Here is an 18184-nt window from a genome sequence, read left to right as displayed (position 1 = left end):
AAAACATAGAAAAATGAAAAAAATAGCCTCTATACTAGTCGTATTAATTACAATAGGAATACAAGCGCAAACAGCAGAAGAGCGCGGATTACAAATTGCAAAAGCAGCAGAAAAAGCAGATTTGGGGTTTAATAGCTCTTCAGTTAACTTAAAAATGACCCTTAAAAATAAAAACGGTCAAACCAGCGAACGTTCACTTACAACAAAAACATTGGAGCTTACAGAAGATGGCGATAAATCCTTAATCGTTTTTAATAGTCCTAAAGATGTTAAGGGAACATCCACATTAACATTTACGCATAAAGTAGGCTCAGACGATCAGTGGTTGTTTTTACCATCTATTAAACGTGTAAAAAGAATTTCATCTAATAATAAATCAGGACCATTTGTAGGCAGTGAATTTGCATACGAAGATTTATCGTCGCAAGAAGTGGAAAAGTACAGCTATAAGTTTATAGAAGAAAAAGGAAGCCTTGTGGTTGTAGAACAAGACCCTGTAGATCCAAAGTCGGGATACACAAGACGTTTGGTAACCTACAATAAAGATAAAGGGTACCGTTTTGAAAAAGTTGAGTTTTACGACAGAAAAAATGCGTTGCTAAAAACATTGGTTTATAGCGACTACAAGCTGTACAAAAACAAATTTTGGAGAGCAGGAACGTTTGTTATGACCAATCACCAGAGTAACAAAGAAACCATTTTAAAGTTTAGCGACTATAATTTTGATATAAACCTTTCGGACGAAGATTTTACTCAAGTCGCTTTACAAAGAATTTGATATTGCACTAACTCAAATAAAGCAACGCCGAAGGCTAGGACAAATCTTGGATGTTCTTAGTTTTTGGTTAATTATTTTAATTGATTGGTTAGATTAGAAATAGTCTTCTGGTGTTGCTTTTTAAAAAAACAGAATGAATCGAACACGATTAAAAACCACCATTTTAATGCTTTTTTTAAGTGGTGGGATATTATATGCTCAAAGCGGAGAAAAGAAAATAAATCAGGACTTCGAGTTAGAAATAGCAGCAGAATACAGATACTTTTATGATGATGCCGCATTTAACGACCAGGAACAACATTTCCCGTCTATAGCTTTTACACCGGAATATTCATTAGATTGGAATAAAGGTTACGAGCAATTTAATTTTACTGGTTTTTTGAGGTTGGATGTTGATGATGAACGTACCCACTGGGATATAAGAGAACTGTATTATCAAAAAGTAAAAAAGAACTGGGAGTTAAGTATAGGGCTTAAAAAAATATATTGGGGTGTAGCAGAGAGTAATCATTTGGTAGATATTATTAACCAAACAGATGCTGTAGAGTCGTTTGATGGCGAGGATAAATTAGGGCAGCCCATGGTTCAATTTACCTATACAACCAAAAAAATGGGGAGTTTCGATTTCTTTTATTTGCCCTATCATAGAAAGCGCACATTTCCTGGCGCTAAAGGCCGTTTAAGATTTCCGGTGGTTATAGATAAAGACGATCTACAATATGAAAGTGGTGCAGAGGAATGGCGGCAAGATCTTGCCTTTAGATGGAAACACTATTTTGGTGCTTTCGATGTAGGGCTAACCCATTTTTATGGTAACGGAAGGGAGCCTCTATTCACCTTCGATCAACTCGGTAATATCAATGCTTTTTATCCGGTAATTAATCAAACAGGATTGGATTTACAGATTACCCACAATGCTTTCCTTTGGAAATTGGAGTCTATTTACCGAACCTCTAAAGCACAGGATTTTTTCGCCATGGTAGCAGGTTTGGAGTTTACCTTTAGTAATATTGATGGTAACGGATTAGACATTGGATTACTAGGGGAATACCTGTACGATGAGCGTGACGAACTAGCCCTAAACGCATTGCAAAACGATGTGTTTTTAGGAAGCAGAATTGCTTTTAACGATACGCAGGACACCTCAATTTTAATAGGAGGTATTTCAGATTTAGAATCGAGCAGTAAAATATTTAGCATGGAAGCATCCAGACGTTTTGGAAGCAGTTGGACAGCAGAGGTAGAAGCCCGAATTTTTAGTTCGATTGACACCAACGAATTTATACTCTCTAATTTTAAAGACGATAGTTTTTTTAGGATTAGTTTGTCTAAATACTTTTAAATTCCTGCGTGGTCACTGAGCGTAGTCGAAGTGGAGGCAGGAATCTTAAACATTCTTACAATTACCCATATACCCGGTAGACAGCCATCATTCCTTCCCGATCCCTCGTTATCTACCGGTGAATGGGTTTTATAGTACTTAGGGTTTAAAAAATAGATCATTGTGAGAGATGAACGACCGTGACAATTTGTTTAATTTGATTCTCGTTTCTATTTACAAGATTAACACGTTGCTTAGCTCCTCGTAATGATATAAATTGACTTATCATTCAGAGCGATTTGTACTGAGCGGAGCCAAAGCAAGCGAACCTGCCTGCGGCAGACAGGGAATCTTATTTAATGCTAGTTCCAGATTATGAGATTCCTGCCTCCACTTCGACTACGCTCAGTGACCACGCAGGAATTTAAGAGCCAAAAAGCATCATGAGTCGAGATACTTTAAGGCTCTAGTTGTCAACATAAATTACCTTATCAGTTTTAATACATTGGTGAATATTTTCAATAATCATAATTGGTGGAATGGATTCCCTATTGTTAAAATATATATCTGGGAATTTATCATAGAGTTCATCAAACTCCTTTCTTGCTAAAAGATCGGTTCCAGTTTTGTAGCTCTTATCTAAACGAATAACAATAATAACCTTTAACCCCGTTATACAATGTTTTACAACATTATCTGTTAATCCAGACCTGTTGAGTAATCCAATCAAAGCAGTTATAGTAGCATAGGGAGGTAATACTAAATCATTTGGTGATATAAAGACTTCTGTTTTATCCATAAGAATAGCTGTTACATTTTTCTTTTCGTTAGTGAAACTTAAAAATTGCAAGTTGGAGTTGTTGGCTAATATTCAACAGGTACTGAGATACTGAAACATCTATCCTGAATTTAGTTCAGGAAGTTCAGTACATATGAGTTTAGCACTAAGGTCCATAATGTCTGGAAACAAAAGGACGTGGATCTCAACTTACCGCCATTGGGGTACTGGTATACCTTGCACCGATAAGAGAGCCCACGCCCGGGTTCGTGAGCCAATCTGCTTATCATCTCAGCGCAAAAATTACCAGTTTTCAATGGTGAGATTCAAAGCAATTGCTTCAATATTTTAAAAGAAGAATTGCAAAAATATGTATTTAACTACAAATATAACGAAATAATTATTTGTAAACCAAATGGCTTACAATATTTCTTTATATAAAGTGAAAATTGCAATATGTCTAAATTGAAACCTGAAGATATTGCATTTAACAAAAAAATTGCTCTAAGAATAAAGCAGTTAAGAAAAGAAACTGGCTTAAGTCAATCGAAATTTGCTGAAACTCACTTTATAGATAGGCAGATTGTAAGCCGTTGGGAAAGTGTAAACGATAAAAGAGGGGTTTCAATCCATACCATAAACCGGTTCTGCAAGATGATTGATATTTCCTTGAGGGATTTCTTTGATTCTGATATGTTTTAACAGAGACTTCACAAACAGCGTACAAAACAAAAAATAACATTTTCGTATAGACTTAGGCTAAGAATTTAATGTCGCTTAGGAACGAAGGATATTTTTTATATTTGATTTTTGTATAATAGAAATAAATGCACTTTTATTATGTTTATCCGGTAATATAAGAGGAATAAAGATCATAAGTGTGTTTAAACAATTGCTTTGTGTAATTGCACAAAACCTAATATAGAGAGTTAACTAATGTATTTGATTAAAAAAGAAATACTAAAATCTGGTGATATCATTTTAATGAAATCGGACTCTCGGTTAAGTAGGATTATTCGAAAAAAGTCGGATAGTGAATTTTCTCACGCTATACTCTATATGGGGGGATCAAGCTATATAGATTCAGATGGACCTGGGGTGCAAGCTCATAATATCCAACGATTAATATTTGATAATGAAGATGATATTATCGTGCTTCGCTTAATTAATTCAAATCAAATAGATATATTAAACAAAATTGAACTGTTTGCTCGTCAAAAAATAGGTACAGCATATTCGCTAAATGAAGCCATTCAAGTTTTGGAAAATGGAACTTCATTAGAACCGAAAGAAGTAAATAGACAATTCTGTACTCGTTTTGTAACTCAAGCTTATCACTCAGCTGGTGTAGATATTGTTAAGAATTTCAATTATCCAACACCAAATGATATTCTAAATTCAAAATTTTTAAGTGAGGTCAAAGGTGTGGTAAGAAAAGCTTCAGAAAGAGAAATAAAATATGCCCAAAGCGATAGTCCTCTGGAAACTCAAATAGAAATTCATAATTCTATTTTTGCAGAAGCACGAAAAATTTCTAATCAAGATATTCAAACTTTCGACCAATTACATGAACTAATAATAAATCATCCCGAATATGACAATGAGATAACAGAATTTTTACGTAATTCGGGTTATTTGTATATGATGGAAAATGATTTTGAAAAAAATCCTTGGCATTATGATCCAGAAGCATTTATAGAGTATTATAGATCAGAAAAAATTATGCTTAAGGTAATTAATGAACTTTCAGCAATCGACAAGAGAATTAATTTGGCACTTATAGAAACTATTAATGATACTGAAAAGGAATTAGAAAAGTACAATAGAGAATTTTTAAAAGAACATTTAAGTCTATATAAAAAACTAAAAAGCTATAGTGATATGAGACTTGACACAATAAATGCGGTTTTTAAACGAATAACAAAACTCTGAATTGACAAATTTCAGAAATATAAATTACTAAAAATCGTAATGAATATAAATAATAAAAAATTTATCACTCCTCCGCTACCGCTAAACTGTGTTTAGTGGTGTTCTTTGTGTCTCAATCCATACCATAAACCAGTTCTGTAAGATGATTGATATTTCCTTGAGGGAATTTTTCGATTCTGATTTGTTTTGAATGCCCTCAAGCTAGCGCTCGACCATATCGGGTGCCGAGATTGAGTAAGAAATAAGCATACTATAAAGAGGGATTCTGCTACCTCTATTTTGTAACTAGAGTTAGTTATATTAATTCGAAGTTATTCGTAACGTATCACAGCCTTTATTAACCTAAGTCAAGATTTGCGTACGATCGTTTTTATACATTTACTGCTCCAAATCAAATTAATCTATTTATGAAATTCTATTTTAAAAAAACCTTAAAGGACGTTACGCTTGTTTTTGTATTTTCTTTAATTTTTTCTTCTTCTAATGGTGATACACCTTCACCAAGTATCATGAAAATTAATGCTGCTAACGAAGTTCAATAGCCTTAGATTGAAATAAAATCTGGTCAAACTATTCAATTTGGCGCCATAGAAAAACGAAATAACGATTACTTAACAAAGAGAAAATACATCAAATTTTTATTTACAAAATAAATATTCTTATGAGAATTAAACGACCTATTTATATTTTATTATGCCTGAGCCTTTATTCATCATATACTTATGCACAGAGTGAAAACACATCCCGGTCTTTTCGAGCATTAATTGATTTTACTGGCGAATTTGGTGGTGATGCTGTTGCAGAAGTATACTATACTGATGGTGATGTAAAGTCGGTTCATGCTGGCCAAGGAGTTTCTATTGGTATTGGAGGTGAATTCACTGTTCCTAAAATGCAGAAACTGAAGTTTAGGGGTTGGATCGGTTACAAAATTTTGACAGTAAGGGCTAGTAATGCGGATATGGCCTTGACCCGAGTACCGATTAATTTAACCGCCAATTGGATGATTACAAACAACATTCGTATTGGAACAGGACTTGCTATGCAGACTGGTATTAAGTTTGACGCAGACGGATTAGGAGATAATATCAATTTTAATAATGCAAGTGGGCTAATGTTTGAGTTAGCCTGGAGATGGATAGGTTTACGCTATACACTTATGGAGTATAAAGATGGTTTTGAGGAAACCTATAATGCAAATGCTTTAGGTTTATCAGTGAGTTTTGTGTTTCCAAACTAGCTTAGCTTAAAAGTGGAAGGTATTATAAACAAAAGAATTGCTTAAACGAAAAGCATGAGTATTTCAACAACAAATATCTAGAGGTTCACAAAAGTTCAGCGCTATGTGCAATTGCCTTAAAACCAGTGGTTTGGTTTTTAAAGAATGATTAAATTAAAAACAAAATGAATAAAATTTTTAGAAATTTAGGACTAATAATAATATTAATAACAATTAGTAGTTGTGCTGTGAAAATGCCACTTTCAGACAATTATTATACAAATCAAAAGAAAGTTGGAGTAGTTTATTTAATTGATTCAATTAGAGTTTATCGGGAAGGATCACAAGGTTTGCTTGATGTAGCTTTAACCCCAGGAAAGCGATTTAAAGAACCATTGCAAATTGTAGACAAAAAAATAAATCCAACTAATGAAATAAAGGGTTTATATGAGGGTATATTTAGTGCAAAAGGAAAACCATTGAAAGAAATTCAATTTGATTACGACGTTAAAAAACTCAAAAAGTTTGAAAAGCCATCATCCTCGAAGAAAAAATATCATAAGTATGATTTACGTTCACTTAAAGATAAGGGGGTTGATGAACTTTTAATAGTAAGCGTTAGTTATGGGCTTTTGGTAAGTTATTACGGAATGATAGAAACTGGAAAAAAGGGCAATAGCCATATTGCCTCTGAAATAATTGATTTAACGGATAATTCTATTGTTTTTAAGGGCTATTCAGATTCAGTTGAGAAAATTAAAGGTAAATGGAAAACGCCACCTGAATATGAAAATCTTGCAAACTCTATTTCAAATGCTATTTCAAAAACAATCAATCTTGAAAAAACTAAATTTAACAAGTAACTTTTGCTAATATAGTATAAGCATAAGGGTTAAGATCCGCTCCCGCTAAATTGTATAGAATGATGTTCAGGAACATCATTCTATACAATAAGCACCATCGGTTTGAATATTTAGTCTTGTTTAATAAGTTATTTTTACCGAAAGAGATTTCTTTGATTCTAATGTGTTTTAGCAGACTTCACAAACAGCGCATAAAAAGTAACATTTTCGTATAAACTTAGGTTAAGAATTTAATGCTGCTTAGGGTTGAAGGATATTCTTATATTTGATTTGTGTATTAAATAGAAATAAACGCATCTTATTATGCTTATCTGTTAATATAAGGAGAATAAATACCATAAAGTGTGTTTATACAATTGTTGTAAAGCATTCCAGAAAGAGAAAGACCAGAGCACATTATCTTAATTCATAACAGACAAAAACTTAGGCAAATATGAGAATCAATATAATCAATAATGTTTTTTTCCGATTGAACGAAATAAAAAATCCTATTGGAGATATTTGGTTAATTCACCCTTTTGGAGAATCAGGCTTATGTTATAGAGAAGTTTTTGAGTCAAAACTCAAAAATAAGTTTAATATATTTGTTCCTGATTTACCAGGGTTTGGAGTAAGTCCCAATAATGATAATCCTTTATCAGTCCAACAACTCACGGAAAAACTTAAAGAGTTAATTAATGAAATTTCTCCTGATTCAAACTTATACATTGTTGCACATTCCGTCTCTGGAATAATTGGGACATCACTCTGCAAGTATTTTGGAGAAAAAATAAATGGTTATGTGAGTATTGAGGGCAACTTAACCACAAAGGATAGTTATTATTCATCTTTACCAATCCATAATTCAAAAGAAGAGTTTTATAGAAAATATCTTACTTCTGTAATCGAGAACTCCAAAAGTAGAGTAGACTTTAGAAGATATCTAGCAAGTATCTATTTTGCCAACATAGACTCGTTATATAAATGGGGGAAATCAACAGAAAAAATTATTTCTCAAAACAAGCCAGGTATTGAATTTTTAGATTTAAAATGTCCGAAAGTATATATTTGGGGCGATAAAGATACCCCTGTTGAAACGCAAAGATTCATTGAAGAGAAAAAGATCCCTAATATATTCTTAAAAGGAATAGGTCATTGGCCAATGATTGAAGTATCTGAGAAATTTTATAATTTAGTAAATGACTTTTTTTTAGGAAATGAAAAATCAAAATGAAAACACTTCACAATAAAGTATAAAATTAATAATTTTGGTTTGTATCTAAATTTAAAGGGTAATTGCTCATTTAGCAACTGGTTTCCGTTTGAAAAATCAGCCGTTTGCATAGCCAATTACTAATCTTACACAAACCGTTGTACACAAGTATAAAGCCCAGATTAAAATGAACAACTTTTATCAAAATGTAAAACTTACAAAAACATTTTTAGTACTTGTTCTGAGTTTGACCATTTCCTGTTCAAACGAGCCAAAGAAAATTCCGCTAGAAAGTGTTGACAAAACATTAAAAATGGCTGGGGATAGAATCGCTAATGATATTATTGTGTCAATGAAAAATGGTTCAGGGGCATACTATTTATTAAAAAAAGGATATGTTGCTCCAATACTTCACGGAAGAATAATGCGATATGGGAACATGTATAAAGAAGCTTATGAAATGGCATCTATGGTTATAGGGGATATTTCTGATCCAAAATTGTTTCAAGTGGTTAATAAGGGTGTTGTGAAATCACTAAGCTATAAATTAAAATCAACAGACGAGAATGTTAAATTCATTGAGCTTAAAATCAATATAAATAATAAGCTTGGACTAGCCGATTATTTCCTATATGTAACAACAAAAGATGGGATATTAAACAAGCAGAATATCTTGCCTAAAAGATAAGCCAGTGTAGAACGAGAGCTATAGTTTATTGTTTCTGATTTTCCTTTGGAAAACCACCACAGCTGAATTATGGACTGGGCTTTTTCATAAACTTATAGAATTAAGCAACAAAACCATAGCCAACCGTTAGCTGCAAGCTAAAAAACTTCATCATTCTGAAATATTTGGATTAAAATTTGTACCGAACGGTCTGTTTGTTTAATTTTACGATATGAACTACAAACACAATAAAGAAAAAGTAATAAAGAAAGGTATGGAACTCTTTTGGGCTAAAGGATTTCATAATTTGGGTATTAATGAGATATGTAAAGAAACAGGAATGACTAAAGGTGCTTTTTATAATTCTTTCGAAAGTAAAGAGTCTTTTCTACTAACAACCATTAATGCGTATGGAGAGTTAATAGTTTCTCATTTACAAAATGAATTAAAATCCAGCAAGTTAAAAGCGTTTGACAAATTGATTGAACTATATAAAAATATGCTCACTTCTCAGATTGAGAATAATTACAAAGGTTGTCTTGTAAACAACATAATGTCTGAAATGGGTTCTTCAAACAATGCTATTGCCGAATTATCTGCACAACAGTTTAATAGTTTTTTGCAAGTTATTGAACCCACAGTAAAAGATGCACAGCAAAATGGAGATTTAAGCAATGCTATTAGTTCAAGTATACTAACCGAAATAATCCATACCACATTTTTCGGATTCTTAACTAGGTCAAAAGGCACAAAAGATTCTGGTCATTTATTAATGACCTCATTTCTAAACTCATTAAAAACTAAAACTGATGAAAACAATTAACGAAATATGGGATATATATAGAACCTGTTGGAATGAAACCAACTCAGTTCAACGAGCAGAAAAATTACAAAAAATTCTAACTGATGACTTTGAATATAAAGACCCAAACTTTGAAGTAGTAGGTTATGCACAACTATCAGATTATATGAAACAGTTTCAAGAACAATTTGAAGATGCTTCATTTATCACTACATACATCAATACTCATCACAATAGATGTTTAGTAAATTGGAATATGGTTAACGATAATAATGAGGTTCTTAGTAGTGGTTCAAGTTTTGTCCTTTACGAAAATGACAAACTCAAACAGATTACTGGGTTTTTTAAAGAAAGTTAGAATTTATGAATATTAAAGCAGACATAATCTATTCTTGGAATCAAAACAATAAGGTTACTTTGTACTTACTCGATAATATCGAAGAAGATTGGTTACCTACAAAACTAAACGATAAAGGAAGAAGTATAGGAGAACAATTTGTGCACATTAACAATATACGTTCCTTTTGGATTAATAAAGTCGGTGAAAAAATTGATTTGAAAATAAATAAGAAATATGCAAATAAGAAATCGCAACTTATTGAAGCTCTACAAGAATCATCACAAAAAATGAGAGATACTTTATATGAGTTATTCGAACAAGAAAGTATTAAAGGTTACAAGCCACATCCTACAGCCTTTTTTGCCCAAATGATTGCTCACGAATCACATCACAGAGGACAAATAATGACTATTATAGCAAGAAACGATTTGAAAATAAGTAAATCTGTTAATTTTGGTTTATGGAGCTGGAATAATAAATAGGGAACAGGATAAAAGCCTGTAGGTAATGTATAAAAAGCATAGGGCGTTTGTGTTAGCTCCAGTTTTTTGATTATTTAGTCTTGTTTGTACTTGTTTTAATAAGCTTATCTTTACCGAAAGAGATTTCTTATATTTGATTTTTTATAAGAAAATAAATACCCTAGCCAGTTCAATACAGTAACCTTTTTAACAAGTGCTGGCATAAGTTTACTTGATAAAACCTACTTGTCGAGTTACCGTTCGTTTGTAACAAGTACTATAAATTAAAACTTGTAGCATTCAGGTTGATTTAAAAAATATATTTATGAAGTACATGATTTTCTTCGTTTCCTTTGTTTTATATATAAATGTTAATGCTCAGAATATATATAAAACACCATCAGGAGAAAGATATCATTTGTCATCATGTAGGATGGTTGAAAATGTATCTAAAAAACTCTTGGGTAATGAAGATATATCGAAATACCGTTTAACACCTTGCAAAATTTGTAAGCCACCTTCTATAAACAATTATGTTAGCAGTTATAATGCTTCAAATAAAGCTGTTGGAACATCATCGTCTGTAAGATGTAAAGGATATACCCAAAAAGGTACAAGATGTAAACATAAAACCAAGCTTGCAAATGGTTATTGCTATCAGCATACCAAACAAAATAGTTCTTCAAAACGTAAACATTCAGGTTATTCTAAAACTACAACGTCTACCTGTGGTGCGCGTACCAAATCTGGTGGGTATTGCAAAAGAAAAGTAAAAGGTGGCGGACGTTGCTACCAGCATTAATAAGTATTCATTAAAAATAACAGTGGTTATACCGAAACATTATCGTTAAACCAATCCCATGTCCAGTCTTTAAAGTTTACTTTTTGAGAAGGAATTGTTCCTGTTTCTGGTGGAAATATACTTATAGTTTCGGCTTGAAACCTTGCATCTACTGTTGTGCCAAAACCTTCTTTTGTTGTCTGTGAGAAGACATTTTGGGCGAATGTAATGCCGTTTATTGTTAGGTATGCTTCAGAATTTGGAATATCTAAATAATATTCAACCACATGATATTTATTATTTGGCTCCAAACTAACGCCTAATGGTTGCCAACCATTTCCATCCCAATAAAACAAGTTTTTATACTCAGGATCCCAAGGGTTAATAACCCATTGAAAAGCCAAACCATAATCCAGCTCGGTTGTTGGGCCATCCCATACAAAAAGACCTCCTTCAACCGTTTGGCCATTAAAATCTGTATTTGCCGTACTAATAGTATAAGGAATCTTAAATTTATAAGTAGCCTTGTGAACATCTGTTAAAGCTGTAGGATCTACTATCTTATGAAAGGTTATATTATGCACCATGATCCTTCTATTATGTATGTTAGCTTCAAGAATAGATCTTTTGGTTTTGTTTACAGTCGTAATGTCTGTAATTGATGCAGGAGCTTCTCCTGGTGATGTATAATTCCCATCCCCTAAATTAACAATCCAATTTTCTAAGTTAGGACCGCTTTCAGATCTTGTTATTGGCATAGTATAAAATGTTTAAGTTAAAAAGAAATATGTCGCTCTCAAATGTAGGAATTTTTTTGTTAAAAATAAAGACGTGTAAATTTCGAAGATGCTGAATATTATTTAACCCTGATGATATATAAACTTATTCTATTTTATAGACAAGGAATTATAATTATATTTATATAGTCAAATATGGATACTATTCTCGGACTTTTAATTGTAATTCTTTTTATAACAGGTTTTATTTTTGCCTTACGACACATTGTTTTTCCAAAACATGATTTTTCAGGTGATTTAGAAAAAGAAAAGGAGTCTTACGAATATTTAATGTCTGAATTCTATAATTCTTTTTTGGAATTTATTGATGAAATTAAATCTCTTTTTCGCTAATAAAAAAACAGTAAACTACTTGTTATTAGTTGGAGGCTAATACATTAAAAATCCTGATTAGGATTGGTATGTAACAAGTGACATATTGGAACGAAAACCAGTTCCAATCGTTAACCTCAGTTTTTAGTTATTTCAATACCTACTGGGTTGTTTATTTTTAAAGATGCTGTATTCAAATGATTTTGCCAATCGTTAAAGTCAACGAATTGACCACTTTTTTTCCAGCCATACCCAGCCCAATAACTAAAACTATTTTGGGTTAAAGAAGTATTAATAAAAATATTATTAAAGGTCTCATCATCATGAACCGTAGCATCTAAATTATAATCGGTGGCGATTTTCGGATCTACCAACGCAGCCGTTCCCAAGAAAGAGTCACCCATAGGCTCCCAATAAGAAATCCAACCCGCTTCTTTGTTAGATTTAATGGCTCCGGCACCTTTGTGAATCGTAACACCAACGGCAGCTTTTATGGTATCTTCAATGGGTTTTTCAGAAGCATAAGAAACGGTACAATGGTAAAAATTAGATCCTAAATCTATAGATACCCTTTTTGTTTCGGTTACCATGTTACCGCACACCTCAATAGGGGCGTATTCAAGTTCAAAAATGCTTCTAATGGGGCCGTTAGCAATAACTTTCCACGCTTTAAAATTTTTGCTCAAAACTAAACTATCATTGCATAATAAGGCAGTACCTCCGCAACCTCTGGTGGTACCTACATGGTAATTATCTAACCCTTCTCCATGATCTTCATGATAAGATACACCCTTCTCATTGTTAGCATACCATTTATCAATTATGGGATAATTAACCCGTTTTAACCAACAATCGAAACCACTAGAAATAAGGCCGCCAGGCGTACCTTCTTCAAAAAGCTGCTGACATTTTGGCCCATAAGTTCTAAAAGCAACACGGTCGTTTTCCCAGGCAAAATCATCCATTCTTTCCGGTACGAATCTGCAATGTGTTTTAATATTAGCTTCGTTTTTAATACCAATACTATCATTTAAAACAAGTTTAAACGCTTTGGTTTCACCAGGATTAAGATCGGTTTGAAATATTAAATAATCGGCTGTCGAATTCAAATCAGCATCAACAAATTGCACCGGGACATTATTATTTACATTATCAACAACTGCAATCGCTTTAGTGTCACTTTTTAAAAATTCTGGAAATTTATCCAGTGCTATTTCAATAGTTTCAGAGCTTCTTTTTACATCCGAACCATTAGTTAACGAAATGGTGTAACTATCTTTTTTAGGTGCGCAGGAAGTTGTAGTTAGATTAATAAAACTAATAAACAATAATATCAGGAAAATATATTTGTTATTCATTCGAAAATCGGTTTAGTTAATGAATACAAATAAACAAAATATGAGGTTTTAAAATACCAGGATATTGTCATTTTTTTTATTAATATTTGCATAATATGAGTTTTTTTGTATTTTAATGGTAAAATTAATATAATGACAAAGGCAAAATTTCTTTCAATGGGGTATTCACCCGGCAGTGCTGTTTCTGTAAAAAAACATGAAGTAAAATACTTCCCTAACCCACTTCATTATCATAAAGAGTTTGAGCTGGCCTATATTATAGAAGGGTACGGAACACGGTATGTTGGTAGTAGTATTAAGTCCTATAAAAAAGGAGATTTGGTTTTAGTAGGTGAGGAACTTGCACATGTTTGGGTGAGTGATGATGTATTTTATGAAGATAACGATCTTATTACGAAAGCCATTGTTGTAAAATTTTGTGCAGACTTTGCCGGAAAGGATTTTTTAAGATTACCCGAAGCTCATGGCATTTCCAGTATACTACAGGAAGCATCGGGCGGACTTAGAATTACAGGGAAAACAAATAAAGAGATTGCACGATTACTAACGGGGATGTTAGAGCAATCTCCCATAGAACAAATTTTATCCTTGATGCAAGTTTTAAATTTAATGTCGATAAGCGATTCCAAGAAAGTACTGTGTAATTTTGATCTTCACAGATCTGCAGAAGAAAAAGATAAGGATAGAATGAATCGGGTTATTAAACATACGATGCTTCATTTTAGAAGAAATATTAGTTTAGAAGAAATTGCAGATGTAGCTAACCTCTCCAGAAGTGCTTTTTGTAGATATTTTAAGAATACAGCAAAGAAAAATTATCTTGAATTTTTATATGAGATAAGAGTAAGATACGCCAGTAAATTACTTTTAGAAAGCGATCTGGGAATGACCCAGATATGTTACGACTCGGGTTTTAATAACCCTTCGGCTTTCTCCCAGGTATTTAAAAGGATTAGAAAAGTTTCTCCTAATGAGTACAGGAAAAGAAATAGAATAAAACAAACAGCCTAAGGTTTTTTCGAAAACCATAAATCTCTTCATAGAGATAAAAAATAGTTTGTTTTAAACGGTTTGCCTATACATGTTTTTAACACTTACCTACATTTAATAACTGTATATATCTATCAAGTATATGTAAAGTGTATCAACTATTTATGTTGATATATGCTTTTACTTGTTAGCCATAATTTTTTAACCATGATATTTAAATATTGAATAGACGATTAAGAAGAAATCTATTTTTATATCAATATTGTCTAATAACTCTTAAAAAACATGCTTGATGCAAATATTTATATAAAACACATCAAGATTTGTATATAAAAAGCCTTATTGAGGTGTTAATTTTGTAGCAACGATTAATCTTTAAGGATTTTTTAAATTCCAAAAAATAGTCCTAAGCGCTTGGGTATTACTTTTTTAACTAACTATTAAATAAGCTAAACCCTATGAAAAATTTGTACTTAAAAAGTCTCTTATGCAGAAAAATAAGAGACATGGCATTAACTGCGATTTTGTTTGTGTTCTTGCCGAATTCAACTTTTGCTTCAACTGAATATAATACGGTTGAACCAAACGATTTAAAAAATGTTTCCGAAAATATTCAACAGAGGGTAACAGGAACTGTTACTGATGCCTCTGGTATTCCATTACCCGGAGTAGCAATATTATTAAAAGGAACTACGACAGGAACCTCAACAGATTTTGATGGGAAATACTCGCTAGATATATCGGGTAACGGTGTTCTGGTTTTTAGTTATATAGGATTTAACACTCAGGAAGTTCCTATAGACGATCGGTCTCAAATAAATGTAAGTTTGACCGAAGATATTGCAAAACTTGATGAAATAGTTGTTGTGGGATATGGTGCGCAAAAAAAATCGGATCTTACAGGTTCTGTTGCAAGTGCCGACCTTAAAGCGTTTCAGGATCAACCTAACGTTAATATTCTTCAGTCGTTACAAGGATCTGTTGTTGGACTTAATATTGGTGCTGTAAGTTCGGCAGGAGCCAATCCAGGTATAGAGGTTAGAGGAAGAAATACATTTGCTCAAAATGATAGAAATGAACTAGTTGGTAGTGATCCTCTAATTGTTTTAGATGGTATTATTTATCGAGGAAGCCTCGCAGACCTTAACCCCGCCGATATAGAGTCGATTGATGTACTAAAGGATTCAAGTTCTCAGGCTATCTACGGATCTCAGGCAGCTAATGGAGTTATACTGATTACATCTAAGTCGGGAAGAAAAAACAAGGATGCTGTTATCAATTTTTCATCGTATTATTCTTTCGATACACCAAGCAACACTTTAACGCCTCTTGGAAGAGATGGCTTTTTAGAGCATTACAATAAGATTTATTATGATGAAGCGTATTTGGCTCCAGATTATACACAACTTGATTCGAATTTCGATCCGTCTGCACGATTCCCTTACCAATCTATATTGGATGGGCTAAATAATGGAACAGATACCGATTGGTTAGATGCAATAAGTCAAACAGCTTATACACAAAACACGAATTTAAGTATTGCTGGAAGCGGTGGTAAAGCCAATTATTTCCTATCCGTAGGTTATACAGATCAAAAAGGATGGTTGTTAAACGACCAATACGATCGTTTGAGTTTAAGAGCGAACATTGAGAATAAAATGAACGACTGGTTAACTATTGGAATGCAGAGTTTTGCCTCCTTTGGTGATTATTCCGGATTAGAATCTGATTTAAGAAGAGGGTATCTTTATTCACCTCTTATTGAGCCTTATAATGAAGACGGAACTTTAAATACCGATCCAATTGGTATTGAACGAAGCCCTTTGCTTAGAACACGAATTGACCAATTAGATAAGCGTTTAAACTTATTTGGTGTTTTTTATGGTAAATTTAAATTACCTATAAAAGGGTTAGAATATCGAATAAATCATTCTGTAAACTACAGAACATTTAGAGATTTTCGATTCGACCCTATTGGTAACAATTTCGCAGGTGCTGCTTCTAAAAAGAATGAGTTATTTGTAGATAGAACAACCGATAACTTATTAACCTATAAGAAAACATTCAACGAAAAACATGATTTAGATTTAACCTTACTGTACGGTTTTGAAGAAAGATCGGGAGAAGGTACAATTGCAAATTCAGGAACATTCCTAAACCAATCATTAGGATATAATAGTTTAGAGTCGGGCGATGTAGACCAGCAACTGGTTTCTTCTCTTGCCTGGGACGAGAGTAGTATCTATCAAATGGGTAGAATTAATTACAAATACGATAATAAATATCTTTTAACGTTAACAATAAGACGAGATGGATTTTCAGGCTTTGGGTCTAATACCAAATTTGGTACCTTCCCTTCGGTTGCTTTCGCTTGGACAGCAAGTGAAGAGACATTTGTACAAGATGCTCTTCCATGGCTTAATAACTTAAAAATAAGAGCTACTTACGGACAAACGGGTAATCGTACCGTAGGAAGATACCAAACTCTGGCAAGTGTAAATGCTGGTTTCCAATATGTGTTTGGTGATGGATCAGGTCCAGCTTATGGGCAATTTATTAATAAACTGGCCAATAATGATTTAAGTTGGGAAACAACAACTGGTTTAAATCTTGGACTTGACTTTAGTGTGCTTAACAACAGATTAAGTGGTAACATAAATTATTATGATACAACTACCGAAGACATCTTATTTAGTGTTAATCTACCACAAGTTACTGGGGCAAGCGGTATATTTACAAACCTTGGTAAAGTAGCCAATAGTGGTGTTGAGTTATCGTTAACATCAATTAATGCTCAAACTAACAATTTCACCTGGAAAAGTACCGTTAATTTCTCCACTAACAAGAATGAAATTGTTACCATTTTAGGTAGGGATGATGATGGAGATGGTGTTGAAGATGATTTAATAACTGGTAACAACGGAAGACTTATTATAGGAGAATCTATTCAAACTATTTACGATTATGTAGATACTGGAAGAATATACCAATTGGGAGACGATATACCTGCAGGGTATAATCCAGGAAATCGAATTTTTGAAGATTTAAATGATGATGGTATTATATCTGCCGATAATGATCGTAGAATCGTGGGTAGAGCAGAGCCAGCATATCGATTTAGTATTTATAATGAATTCAAATACAAAAACATAACATTTAGTGCTTTTATCAACTCAATACAAGGAGGAAAAGATGGTTATTTGGGGCGCGTATCTCCTACATCTAGTATTGGAGAATATCGACATGATAATGCAAGTACATACAACATCGTAAGAGAGTTCAATGCATGGTCTCCTGCAACCCCTAATGCTATTCATTCGGGTGTGAGACACGACGATCCTATAGCAGCTCAGCGCTATGCAGATAGAAGTTTTATACGTCTTCAGGATGTTAGATTAGCTTACGATTTCCCTAGCTCACTATTAGAAAAGATTTCGGTAGACAAACTTCGTCTTTTTGTTTCGGGTAAAAATTTACATACTTGGACAGATTGGATAGGCACAGACCCTGAACTGAATGGTAATGCATTTGATCCACGTCAAGCACCATTAATGACTAGTTATTCTGTGGGTGTTAACTTAACTTTTTAAAAA

19 protein-coding genes are annotated in these 18184 nt (G+C 33.0%); 16 read left to right on the top strand and 3 right to left on the bottom strand.

From position 1 onward, the window contains the following. Nucleotides 1-13 precede the first annotated feature (13 nt). Together C1H87_RS11230 and C1H87_RS11225 are read left to right on the top strand one after the other, a co-directional pair. The gene (locus C1H87_RS11230; RefSeq protein WP_102755900.1) at nucleotides 14-778 is read left to right on the top strand and encodes an outer membrane lipoprotein-sorting protein; all 765 of its coding nucleotides are present in this window, start codon (nucleotides 14-16) and stop codon (nucleotides 776-778) included. 133 nt (nucleotides 779-911) lie between these two features. Continuing rightward, complete coding sequence (locus tag C1H87_RS11225; RefSeq protein WP_102755899.1) at nucleotides 912-2120, top strand: hypothetical protein; 1209 nt, start codon at nucleotides 912-914, stop codon at nucleotides 2118-2120. A 445-nt stretch (nucleotides 2121-2565) separates the two neighbouring features. On the opposite strand, the gene C1H87_RS11220 is transcribed toward C1H87_RS11225, so the two are convergent. Further along, entirely contained in the window at nucleotides 2566-2949 is a 384-nt protein-coding gene (locus C1H87_RS11220; protein ID WP_102755898.1) for a hypothetical protein, read from the bottom strand. Nucleotides 2950-3333: 384 nt separating this feature from the next. Between C1H87_RS11220 and C1H87_RS11215 the strand changes: the two genes are divergently transcribed. The 11 genes from C1H87_RS11215 to C1H87_RS11165 all read left to right on the top strand — a co-directional run bounded on the left by C1H87_RS11215 (nucleotide 3334) and on the right by C1H87_RS11165 (nucleotide 11155). Beyond that, complete coding sequence (locus C1H87_RS11215) at nucleotides 3334-3579, top strand: helix-turn-helix transcriptional regulator (RefSeq protein WP_102755897.1); 246 nt, start codon at nucleotides 3334-3336, stop codon at nucleotides 3577-3579. Between the two features lie 240 nt (nucleotides 3580-3819). Next, nucleotides 3820-4809 carry a YiiX/YebB-like N1pC/P60 family cysteine hydrolase gene (locus C1H87_RS11210; RefSeq protein WP_158655198.1) on the top strand — a complete coding sequence of 330 codons (990 nt, stop codon included), beginning with the start codon at nucleotides 3820-3822 and terminating at the stop codon, nucleotides 4807-4809. A 407-nt stretch (nucleotides 4810-5216) separates the two neighbouring features. After that, nucleotides 5217-5351, top strand: a complete 135-nt coding sequence (locus C1H87_RS23660; RefSeq protein WP_262497917.1) for a hypothetical protein — start codon at nucleotides 5217-5219, stop codon at nucleotides 5349-5351. Between the two features lie 119 nt (nucleotides 5352-5470). Beyond that, on the top strand, nucleotides 5471-6049 hold the full coding sequence (locus C1H87_RS11200) for a hypothetical protein (RefSeq protein WP_102755895.1): 579 nt from the start codon (nucleotides 5471-5473) through the stop codon (nucleotides 6047-6049). A gap of 164 nt (nucleotides 6050-6213) precedes the next feature. After that, complete coding sequence (locus C1H87_RS11195) at nucleotides 6214-6891, top strand: hypothetical protein (RefSeq protein ID WP_102755894.1); 678 nt, start codon at nucleotides 6214-6216, stop codon at nucleotides 6889-6891. Between the two features lie 433 nt (nucleotides 6892-7324). Further along, nucleotides 7325-8104, top strand: a complete 780-nt coding sequence (locus C1H87_RS11190) for an alpha/beta fold hydrolase (RefSeq protein WP_102755893.1) — start codon at nucleotides 7325-7327, stop codon at nucleotides 8102-8104. A gap of 166 nt (nucleotides 8105-8270) precedes the next feature. Continuing rightward, on the top strand, nucleotides 8271-8771 hold the full coding sequence (locus tag C1H87_RS11185; protein WP_102755892.1) for a hypothetical protein: 501 nt from the start codon (nucleotides 8271-8273) through the stop codon (nucleotides 8769-8771). 211 nt (nucleotides 8772-8982) lie between these two features. After that, nucleotides 8983-9573 (top strand): TetR/AcrR family transcriptional regulator, encoded by a 591-nt coding sequence (locus C1H87_RS11180; RefSeq protein ID WP_102755891.1) that lies wholly within the window; start codon nucleotides 8983-8985, stop codon nucleotides 9571-9573. Then, nucleotides 9560-9910: a nuclear transport factor 2 family protein gene (locus tag C1H87_RS11175; RefSeq protein WP_102755890.1), complete on the top strand. Its 351-nt coding sequence runs from the start codon at nucleotides 9560-9562 to the stop codon at nucleotides 9908-9910. The genes C1H87_RS11180 and C1H87_RS11175 overlap by 14 nt, the downstream gene beginning before the upstream one ends. 5 nt (nucleotides 9911-9915) lie before the next feature. Beyond that, entirely contained in the window at nucleotides 9916-10374 is a 459-nt protein-coding gene (locus tag C1H87_RS11170; protein ID WP_102755889.1) for a DinB family protein, read from the top strand. 304 nt (nucleotides 10375-10678) lie between these two features. After that, nucleotides 10679-11155 (top strand): DUF5763 domain-containing protein, encoded by a 477-nt coding sequence (locus tag C1H87_RS11165; protein WP_158655197.1) that lies wholly within the window; start codon nucleotides 10679-10681, stop codon nucleotides 11153-11155. Nucleotides 11156-11181: 26 nt separating this feature from the next. On the opposite strand, the gene C1H87_RS11160 is transcribed toward C1H87_RS11165, so the two are convergent. Next, complete coding sequence (locus C1H87_RS11160; protein ID WP_102755887.1) at nucleotides 11182-11892, bottom strand: hypothetical protein; 711 nt, start codon at nucleotides 11890-11892, stop codon at nucleotides 11182-11184. A gap of 174 nt (nucleotides 11893-12066) precedes the next feature. Between C1H87_RS11160 and C1H87_RS11155 the strand changes: the two genes are divergently transcribed. Next, nucleotides 12067-12264 carry a hypothetical protein gene (locus C1H87_RS11155; RefSeq protein ID WP_102755886.1) on the top strand — a complete coding sequence of 66 codons (198 nt, stop codon included), beginning with the start codon at nucleotides 12067-12069 and terminating at the stop codon, nucleotides 12262-12264. 116 nt (nucleotides 12265-12380) lie between these two features. On the opposite strand, the gene C1H87_RS11150 is transcribed toward C1H87_RS11155, so the two are convergent. Continuing rightward, entirely contained in the window at nucleotides 12381-13601 is a 1221-nt protein-coding gene (locus C1H87_RS11150; RefSeq protein WP_102755885.1) for a DUF4861 family protein, read from the bottom strand. A gap of 132 nt (nucleotides 13602-13733) precedes the next feature. On the opposite strand from C1H87_RS11150, the gene C1H87_RS11145 reads away from it, so the two are divergent. Both C1H87_RS11145 and C1H87_RS11140 read left to right on the top strand, forming a co-directional pair. Then, a complete protein-coding gene (locus C1H87_RS11145; RefSeq protein ID WP_102755884.1) occupies nucleotides 13734-14612 on the top strand; it encodes an AraC family transcriptional regulator in 879 nt (292 codons plus the stop codon). Nucleotides 14613-15049: 437 nt separating this feature from the next. After that, nucleotides 15050-18181, top strand: coding sequence for a SusC/RagA family TonB-linked outer membrane protein (locus C1H87_RS11140; RefSeq protein WP_102755883.1), 3132 nt, complete (start codon nucleotides 15050-15052; stop codon nucleotides 18179-18181). Nucleotides 18182-18184 lie beyond the last annotated feature (3 nt).

The organism is Flavivirga eckloniae (assembly GCF_002886045.1).
In the GTDB taxonomy this organism is placed as follows: Bacteria; Bacteroidota; Bacteroidia; order Flavobacteriales; family Flavobacteriaceae; genus Flavivirga; species Flavivirga eckloniae.
The sequence above is the reverse complement of the archived record's forward strand: the minus strand, read 5'-3'. Positions and strand labels throughout refer to the sequence as shown.

Excerpts from the sequence above, each read along its gene's own strand:
- C1H87_RS11230 (WP_102755900.1), top strand. The coding sequence starts at position 14 with ATGAAAAAAATAGCCTCTATACTAGTCGTATTAATTACAATAGGAATA.
- C1H87_RS11225 (WP_102755899.1), top strand. The coding sequence starts at position 912 with ATGAATCGAACACGATTAAAAACCACCATTTTAATGCTTTTTTTAAGT.
- C1H87_RS11215 (WP_102755897.1), top strand. The coding sequence starts at position 3,334 with ATGTCTAAATTGAAACCTGAAGATATTGCATTTAACAAAAAAATTGCT.
- C1H87_RS23660 (WP_262497917.1), top strand. The coding sequence starts at position 5,217 with ATGAAATTCTATTTTAAAAAAACCTTAAAGGACGTTACGCTTGTTTTT.
- C1H87_RS11200 (WP_102755895.1), top strand. The coding sequence starts at position 5,471 with ATGAGAATTAAACGACCTATTTATATTTTATTATGCCTGAGCCTTTAT.
- C1H87_RS11195 (WP_102755894.1), top strand. The coding sequence starts at position 6,214 with ATGAATAAAATTTTTAGAAATTTAGGACTAATAATAATATTAATAACA.
- C1H87_RS11190 (WP_102755893.1), top strand. The coding sequence starts at position 7,325 with ATGAGAATCAATATAATCAATAATGTTTTTTTCCGATTGAACGAAATA.
- C1H87_RS11185 (WP_102755892.1), top strand. The coding sequence starts at position 8,271 with ATGAACAACTTTTATCAAAATGTAAAACTTACAAAAACATTTTTAGTA.
- C1H87_RS11180 (WP_102755891.1), top strand. The coding sequence starts at position 8,983 with ATGAACTACAAACACAATAAAGAAAAAGTAATAAAGAAAGGTATGGAA.
- C1H87_RS11175 (WP_102755890.1), top strand. The coding sequence starts at position 9,560 with ATGAAAACAATTAACGAAATATGGGATATATATAGAACCTGTTGGAAT.
- C1H87_RS11170 (WP_102755889.1), top strand. The coding sequence starts at position 9,916 with ATGAATATTAAAGCAGACATAATCTATTCTTGGAATCAAAACAATAAG.
- C1H87_RS11165 (WP_158655197.1), top strand. The coding sequence starts at position 10,679 with ATGAAGTACATGATTTTCTTCGTTTCCTTTGTTTTATATATAAATGTT.
- C1H87_RS11160 (WP_102755887.1), bottom strand. The coding sequence starts at position 11,892 with ATGCCAATAACAAGATCTGAAAGCGGTCCTAACTTAGAAAATTGGATT.
- C1H87_RS11155 (WP_102755886.1), top strand. The coding sequence starts at position 12,067 with ATGGATACTATTCTCGGACTTTTAATTGTAATTCTTTTTATAACAGGT.
- C1H87_RS11150 (WP_102755885.1), bottom strand. The coding sequence starts at position 13,601 with ATGAATAACAAATATATTTTCCTGATATTATTGTTTATTAGTTTTATT.
- C1H87_RS11145 (WP_102755884.1), top strand. The coding sequence starts at position 13,734 with ATGACAAAGGCAAAATTTCTTTCAATGGGGTATTCACCCGGCAGTGCT.
- C1H87_RS11140 (WP_102755883.1), top strand. The coding sequence starts at position 15,050 with ATGAAAAATTTGTACTTAAAAAGTCTCTTATGCAGAAAAATAAGAGAC.